Below are 7,876 nucleotides of genomic sequence, written 5' to 3' on the forward strand. Positions count from 1 at the left end.
TGTCCGACCTGTCACGGTCGCGGCTCGGTGATTAAAGATCCGTGCAACGCCTGTCACGGCCATGGCCGCGTTGAGCGCCAGAAAACGCTGTCGGTGAAAATCCCGGCGGGCGTCGATACCGGCGACCGTATCCGCCTCAGCGGAGAAGGTGAAGCGGGCGAACATGGCGCACCGGCTGGCGATCTGTACGTGCAGGTTTCGGTGAAGAAACACCCGATCTTCGAGCGTGAAGATAACAACCTGTACTGCGAAGTGCCGATCAACTTTGCCATGGCAGCGCTGGGCGGCGAGATTGAAGTGCCGACGCTCGACGGTCGCGTGAAGCTGAAAGTGCCGGCAGAAACCCAGACCGGCAAGCTGTTCCGCATGCGCGGCAAAGGCGTGAAGTCGGTGCGTGGCGGTGCGGTCGGCGATCTGCTGTGTCGCGTGGTGGTGGAAACCCCGGTCAGCCTCAACGACAAGCAAAAAGCGCTGCTGCGCGAGCTGGAAGAGAGCTTCGGCGGACCCACCGGCGAGAAAAACAGCCCGCGTTCGAAAAGCTTCTTCGACGGCGTAAAGAAGTTCTTTGACGATCTGACCCGCTAATCGGGTGCGCAGACAGTAACAAGCGGAGAGGCAACTCTCCGCTTTTTTTTATGCGCAATTCTGCCGTGCAAATACTCAACGGCATTGTTTTTCGTCATTCACATCCCTGACAGCTGTTACCTTTCAAAAATACGCTGACACGCTGTAGGGTCGCCATTTATGGCGACCTCAAGCCGTGAAAATCCGCGCCAAAAAACGCTTCCTCATCTTGCAAAAACCGGTTCCGTTTTCGCCAATAGCATTTTTCGGCATTGCGTCGAAAATATATCATAGGTATCTTGCAAGGCGTTTAATGAGAATGATTTTCGATAACATGCACCATCAGCGGTGTGCGGCAGCGCAGTAGCGCGGGACCGTCGCTGCAGGGAGAGAAACGTTGCCAAACCCGACTCACCATCGCGCTCCACAACGCGTGCGCAATGAATTACGCTTCCGTCACATCACCGTCGCCAGCAAAACGCGGGTGGCCGATGCCTTCTGGCGCATCGTCTTTAGCGGCAGCGATCTGGCGGGTTTCCACTCGCCCTCTTTTGACGACCACATCAAAGTGTTTTTCCCGGATACGCCGGGCGGTGCGCTGGCGCTGCCACACATGACCGACGAAGGCATCGTCTGGCCTGACGGCGTGCGTCCGGCGGCGCGCGACTATACGCCGCTGGCCTTTAACGGCAGCGATTCGCTGACGCTGGATTTTTACATCCACGACGGCGGCGTCGCCAGCAGCTGGGCGAGTGCCGCTCAGCCGGGCGATCGCATTGCGATGGGCGGCCCGCGCGGCTCATGCGTCGTGCCGGTGGATTATGCCTGTCAGATTTATGTGTGCGATGAGACCGGTCTGCCGGCATTTAAGCGCCGCTATCAGGAAATGCAGGCACAACAGATTCATCTGCTGGCCTGTGTTGATGAGCCGGTCGGCCGCGCGTATCTTGGCGACCTGCCGGACGTCACGGTGAGCTGGCTCGGCAGCGGCAACATGCAGGCTGAGGCGCTGATGCCGCTGCTGGACCCGATTGTGCTGCCTGCTGATGACTACTTCATCTGGCTGACCGGCGAAGGCGCGGCGGTGAAACAGCTGAGCGATTACTTTACTCAGCAACGTGCGGCGCACAGCGACCTGGTGCGCGCCGTCGCTTACTGGCATCAGAAATAACCGGCGCCCGCCTGCTGCCGCCTGTGTTGAATTTTACCAGGCACCAGACTACTATCAACCTCCCTCAACTGACCCCGGGAAGGCGATGAAACAGCAGCGGGATGTTCCAGAGCACGCCGATGCGGCACAGCGTGCCAGCTGTGCCGGCGCACGCAGAAAGCGGCGCGAAAGGATGCTGGATGCCAGTGATATTCGCCTGCTGATGCTGCACTTTCTGGCCAGCGGCGCGGCGCACGGTTATGAGCTGATCAAATCGGTGGAAGAGTTGTCGAAAGGCGAATATTCCCCCAGCCCCGGCATTATTTATCCCAACCTGACGCTGCTGGAAGAGATGGACGCCATCCGCGTGGTGGATGCCCAGGCTACGCGCAAAGCCTACGCGCTCAACGATGCGGGCCGCGCACTGCTGGCGGAAAATGGCGAAAACGTGGCGGTGATTATCGGGCGGCTCACTTCGCTGGCGATTCTGGTCAACAACCGCAGCATTCCGCAGGTAGAGCAGGCGATCCATACGCTTCGCTATACGCTCAATCACCGGCTGTCGCAGGAGCAGATTTCACCGGCCACGGTGGAAATTGTCGTGGCGGCGCTGCAGGACGCGGCAGAGAAGATCGCCAACAGCTAAGCGCGTTACGGTTTCTTCTTGTCCACGTGCCCCAGTTCGCGATCCGGCCAGCAGACATCGCGCACCCGCTGTTTCAGCGCCGCCGCGTCGGGAAAGCCGCCTTCCTGTTTGCGTTCCCAAATCACCTGACCATCAATGCTGATCTCGAACACGCCGCCGCTGCCGGGCTGAAGCGTAACCGCGCTGAGATCGCCGGCAAAGGTATGCAGCAACTCCTGCGCCATCCATGCCGAACGCAGCAGCCAGTTACATTGGGTACAGTAGTGAATGGTTACTGCCGGTTTATCTGCCATCCTATCCCTCCTGTTAGTGCTTGATTAATCATGGGTTAACAAATTGTGCGCACAAATATACATCTTGATGCAAATGATATTGATAATGATTACCAATTGCATTAAATTGTTTTCGCCATCATTTTACTCTCTATAAATCCCACAGGCATCCCTGCGGCGCCGCTGCCAGTGACACCCGGCAGCATTGCACTGAAGCGCGCATGACACTGCGCCACAGGTGCCGGGATCGATAACATTATCTGGCCAGCGTGACGCGCTGTTTCACGGTTTTTAGCATAAAGCCGTGGTTTTCTGGCAGCAAATAAGTGAGCGAATACTAACAATTAACCAGGTATTTCGCGCATGTCTTTACACCTTCAGGGAAATTTCCGGCAGCGTCTGTTTAACGTCGCTGTCCTTGCCTCTGCTATCCACGCAGCCTGCAGCTATGCCGCCAGCGACAGCAGTACGCTGGCGCGTTCCGCAGAGAACAACAGCAGCAATGAACCGGTAATGACCGTTACCGCACCTAAGCAGCAGGCTGGCAGCAAAACCACGCTCACCGCCAGCGATCTGCAAAAACGCGGCGCCAATGACTTCGGTTCGATCATGCGTTATGAGCCGCTGGTCAGCGCCACTGGTGCGGCGGGCGGTTCGTCAGCCGGTAAAAGCGGCTTTGACCGTGCAGGCTATACCGGCTACAACATTCGCGGGCTGGAAAGTAACCGTGTCGGTCTGGATATTGATGGCATTCCGGTGCCGGACGCCACCGGTCGTCCGTACGTCAGTCGCGCCGGTAACAATACCTTCGGTATTGGTCGCGACTACATCGACCCGTATATGTTTGGCAGCGTCGAAATTGAGAAGGGCGCTACATCGGTGGAACAACCTAACACCGCCATCGGCGGTAACGTATCGTTTCATAACAAGTCGCCGGACGACTATCTCAGCAGCGATAAAACCCACTATTTCGGTTATCAGAGCGACTACAGTTCGGCAGATCGCAGCTGGCACAACGGCATCACTGCGGCGGCAGGGGATGATGAACTGCGCGGCCTGTTTGTTTACAGCCGCCGCGACGGCCAGCAGACGCGCAACAACAGCGGCGTAAAAGACGCCTACCCGGCCAACTGGCACTCGGATGCCTTTATGACGTCGGGCATCTGGCAGCCAAACGATCAGCACAAGCTGAGCGCCACCTTCGACTACTACCACAAAACCAATCACACCCACTACGATACCTGGGACAGCAGCAGCGGCAACACTATTTGGGGCACTGCGCAACAGCAGAGCGATTCGCGCCGCTGGGGCATTAATCTTGCCGATGAGTGGACACCGTACAACGAGATGATCGATACGCTGACCACGCGGGTTTACTGGCAGCAAACCGAGGCGCACGACACCACCTGGTTACCGACCAGCGCCAGTCAGTACGGTTTCGTCTACTCTGACTACAACGTCGATACCTTAGGGTTTGACACGCGCGCCAGCAAAACCCTCGGCCGCCACGAGCTGAGCGGCGGCGTCAACGCGCGCGTGGAGAAAAGCGAGCGTCCGTTCCGCCAGGCGCCGAACCCGGGCACCTTCGGCACCATTACCCAGCCGCAGTCAGACAGCCGTTCCTGGACCGTGGCCGGTTATCTGCAGGATAAAATCAATTTCGATCTCGATAGCCACAATTTCGCGGTGATTCCCGGCGTGCGCGTTATTCATCAAAGCACCAAACCGAAGAACCTCGGCGATCTGACCAACGGCAGCACGGTGCTGACCGAAGAGCAGGTGGAAAAACTGTACGGCAAGACCAATTCAGACACCGAAGTGCTGCCGTCACTGACCTTCCAGTACGATATCAATCCGGCGCTCACCACCTGGCTGCAATATAAGCGCGGCGTGGAGTTCCCGACCACCAGCCAGCTGTACGGCTCGTGGAACCTTGGTTCAAGCTACGCCGGCAGCGCGCAGTATGCGCTGATTGGTAATGCCGATCTGAAAACCGAGACCAGCAACAATTTTGAGTGGGGTCTGAAAGGACAGCCGACCGACGGCATCACCCTCAATACCTCGGTGTTCTACAACACCTACAAAAACTTTATTGCCTACACCCGCTATCGCCGCGCCACCAACCCGGCGATGTTCGTCAATGTTCCGGCCAACATCTACACCAGCTATCAGGCTGAGAACCGCGACAAAGCCTACATTTATGGGGCGGAGATCAGCACCCGCGTCAACTACGGCAGCTGGTTCCCGACCGTGGATGGCCTGAGCAGCACGTTCGCGCTCGGCTACAGCGAGGGGAAAGCGAAATCCCGCTATCTGGGCGACAAATACATCGATCTCGACAGCGTCGCGCCGCTGAAAGCGATTGTCGGCGTCGCGTGGGACGACAAAGCGCGCGGTTACGGCGCGGCGCTCACCGCCACCTTCGTCAAAGGCAAACAGGCCAGCGCCACCAACCGTGAGAGCTACAACAACAGCGGGGCGGCCATCAGCGACGCCAGCAGCGAATACATGCGCGTGCCGGGCTATGGCCTGATCGATGCCACCGCGTACTGGCAGCTGACAAAAAACGTCAGGCTGAGCGGCGGTGTCTACAACATTACCGATCGTAAATACTGGGATTACCTCAGCAGCCGCACGCTGACCAGCGCCAGCGCGCAGGAGCGCAACGACATCAATCTGGCCGTGATGCCGGGACGCACCTGGCAACTGGGCGTGAACGTCGACTTCTAATCACTTTTCGCCCTGCGGTGGCGCAGGGCATTTTCACGGGAGCAAGCGCAATGCATCAACGCTATCAACACTATCTGGCGCTGAAAGGCCAGCAGCCAAAAATGTACGCGCGTGATTTAGCCGCGCTGATGGGCATAGGGGAAGCACAGCTGTGCGAAGCGCGTGTGGGCCACGACGCGCAGCCGCTGCGCGCCGATTTTCCGGCGCTGCTGACGGCGCTGGCGGCAGTGGGTGAGACCAAAAGTATTACGCGCAATGCCTGGGCGGTGCACGAACAGGTGGGAACCTACAGCAATCTGCATCTCGGCGAACATGGCGGGCTGGTGCTTAATCCGCGTGCGCTCGACCAGCGTCTGTTTCCTGCGCAGTGGCACAGTGCTTTCTTCCTGCACGAGCAGACCGCGCACGGCGAACGGCAGAGCATACAGATTTTCGATCGTCACGCTGATGCGGTGCTGAAAATCTACACCACCGCGCACACGGAGATGCCGGCGTGGCAGGCGTTGATTGAGCGCTTCCGGCTGGCGCACACGCCTCAGCTGCAGCCGCAGCCGGTCAGCGCCACGCCGTTCAGCGACAGGGTGGATGCCGGCACTGTCGAAGCGGAGTGGCGTGCCATGACCGATGTGCATCAGTTCTTTGGCCTGCTGAAGCGTCACCATCTCTCGCGGCCGCAGGCGTTTCGCGCGGTGCCGGATGATTTAGCGCGTCAGGTGAGCAACACCGCGCTGGCAACGCTGCTGGGCCAGGTACAGCAGGATGGCAATGAAATCATGATTTTCGTCGGCAATCGCGGCTGTACCCAGATCTTTACCGGCACTATCGGGAAAGTGGTGCCGCTGGATAACTGGATTAACGTTTTTAACCCCACGTTCACGCTGCATCTGATGGCGGATCGCATTCACGAGAGCTGGGTGACGCGCAAGCCGGGCGGCGATGGCTTCGTCACCAGTCTGGAGCTGTTCGCTGCCGATGGCACGCAGATTGCCCAGCTGTACGGCCAGCGCAGCGAGGGCACGCCGGAACAGGCACGCTGGCGCGAGCAGGTGATGGCGCTGACGCCGACAGGAGCCGCCGCATGAAAGCGCTGATCCTGACACTGCTTGCTCTGCTGACGCTGCCGGCGTGGGCGGCGCAGCGCATCATTACTATCGGGGGCGATGTAACGCAGATCGTCTACGCGCTGGATGCGCAGGCGCGGCTGGTGGCGCGCGACAGCACCAGCCAGTATCCGGCGGCGGCCACCAGGCTGCCGGATATCGGCTATATGCGCCAGCTCAACGCGGAAGGCATTCTGGCACTGAAACCGACGCTGGTACTGGCCAGTGCGCTGGCTAAACCGTCGCTGGTGTTGCAGCAGGTGGCGGACGCCGGGGTAACGGTGGTGGAGGTCAGTGGGGATAACCGCCTCGATGCCATCACGGACAAAATCGCCACTATTGGCAAAGCGCTGCAGCGTGAACAGGCGGCCCGCGCGTTGATCGACAAGGTCAACAAACAGCGTGAGCAGCTACCGCAGCAGCCGCTGCCAGTGAAAGTGCTGTTTATCATGGCACACGGCGGCTTACGCACCCAGGCGGCTGGTGCAAAGACTGGCGCTGACGGCGCAATTCGCGCTGCCGGCCTGGTCAATGCCATGGGCGCGGTGCCGCACTATCAGCAGCTGTCGCAGGAGGGCGTCGTGGCGGCGGCACCGGATTTGGTGGTGGTCGGCGAAGAGGGGCTGCGCACGCTGGGAGGCGAACAGGCGGTGTGGGCGCTGCCGGGCCTGCAGCTGACGCCGGCTGGCCAGCATCACGCGCTGCTGGTGATTGATGAGATGGCGCTGCTGAGTTTCGGCCTCGATACGCCGGACGCGATTTTGCGCCTGCGCCATGCGGCGGAAGCCGTGCAGCATGATTAACCGCCTGATGATGCGCTGGCTGATGTTAATGAGTATCAGCATGCTGGTGTGCATGCTGCTGGCGGCCAACCTCGGCGCGATGCCGCTGTCGCTGCGCACGCTGTGGCAGGCGCCGCTTAGCGATCTGGCCTGGCAAATCTGGCTCACAATTCGCCTGCCGCGCGTATTGCTGGCGGTGCTGACTGGCATGGCGCTGGCGGTGTCCGGTGCGGTGATGCAGGGGCTGTTTCGTAATCCGCTGGCCGATCCCGGACTGCTGGGTATCAGCAGCGGTGCCGGGCTGGCGGTGGCGCTCTCAGTGGTGCTACCGGTCAGCCTGCCGCCGCTGCTGGCGCTGTGGCTGCCCTCGCTGGCAGCGTTTGCCGGCAGCCTGGTAGTGACGCTGCTGATCTTCAGCTTTAGCCGGCTGGCGCAGGGCCAGCTGGCGCGCCTGCTGCTGGTGGGGATTGCGATTAATGCGCTATGCGGCGCGGCGGTTGGCGTGCTGTCGTGGCTGAGCAACGACCAGCAGCTGCGTCAGCTGCGCATGCTTGTCGCTCAGCTGTTGCGGATAGGGTTTTTCCAGCCACTGACATGAGCGACAGCGACCGGCCTGATAAAGCGCGCAATGC

General features: G+C 59.9%; 7 protein-coding genes and 1 pseudogene. 7 read left to right on the plus strand and 1 reads right to left on the minus strand.

Annotated features, from left to right (window positions below):
- From ERD80_RS20615 to ERD80_RS20625, 3 genes are all read left to right on the plus strand, one after another.
- The coding region (locus ERD80_RS20615) for a DnaJ C-terminal domain-containing protein (protein ID WP_282183389.1) at nt 1-585 on the plus strand (585 nt) is incomplete at its 5' end.
- Between the two features lie 376 nt (nt 586-961).
- Nucleotides 962-1,735, plus strand: coding sequence for a siderophore-interacting protein (locus tag ERD80_RS20620; protein WP_136548354.1), 774 nt, complete (start codon nt 962-964; stop codon nt 1,733-1,735).
- A gap of 85 nt (nt 1,736-1,820) precedes the next feature.
- Nucleotides 1,821-2,360 (plus strand): PadR family transcriptional regulator, encoded by a 540-nt coding sequence (locus ERD80_RS20625; protein WP_021314062.1) that lies wholly within the window; start codon nt 1,821-1,823, stop codon nt 2,358-2,360.
- 5 nt (nt 2,361-2,365) lie between these two features.
- Here ERD80_RS20625 and ERD80_RS20630 read toward each other — a convergent pair whose 3' ends face one another.
- Complete coding sequence (locus tag ERD80_RS20630; protein ID WP_021506610.1) at nt 2,366-2,653, minus strand: SelT/SelW/SelH family protein; 288 nt, start codon at nt 2,651-2,653, stop codon at nt 2,366-2,368.
- A 342-nt stretch (nt 2,654-2,995) separates the two neighbouring features.
- Between ERD80_RS20630 and ERD80_RS20635 the strand changes: the two genes are divergently transcribed.
- The 4 genes and pseudogenes from ERD80_RS20635 to ERD80_RS20650 form a co-directional block, all read left to right on the plus strand.
- Entirely contained in the window at nt 2,996-5,362 is a 2,367-nt protein-coding gene (locus tag ERD80_RS20635) for a TonB-dependent receptor (RefSeq protein WP_136548357.1), read from the plus strand.
- 50 nt (nt 5,363-5,412) lie between these two features.
- Nucleotides 5,413-6,444 (plus strand): ChuX/HutX family heme-like substrate-binding protein, encoded by a 1,032-nt coding sequence (locus tag ERD80_RS20640; RefSeq protein ID WP_136548359.1) that lies wholly within the window; start codon nt 5,413-5,415, stop codon nt 6,442-6,444.
- On the plus strand, nt 6,441-7,265 hold the full coding sequence (locus tag ERD80_RS20645; RefSeq protein WP_136548361.1) for an ABC transporter substrate-binding protein: 825 nt from the start codon (nt 6,441-6,443) through the stop codon (nt 7,263-7,265). Before ERD80_RS20640 ends, ERD80_RS20645 begins: the two co-directional genes overlap by 4 nt.
- Nucleotides 7,258-7,788: pseudogene (locus ERD80_RS20650) on the plus strand (iron chelate uptake ABC transporter family permease subunit); the annotation flags it as partial. The gene ERD80_RS20645 and the pseudogene ERD80_RS20650, both read left to right, overlap by 8 nt.
- Between the last annotated feature and the right edge of the window lie 88 nt (nt 7,789-7,876).

It is taken from the genome of Pantoea sp. R102 (assembly GCF_004916815.1).
GTDB classification, from domain to species: Bacteria; Pseudomonadota; Gammaproteobacteria; order Enterobacterales; family Enterobacteriaceae; genus Pantoea; species Pantoea dispersa.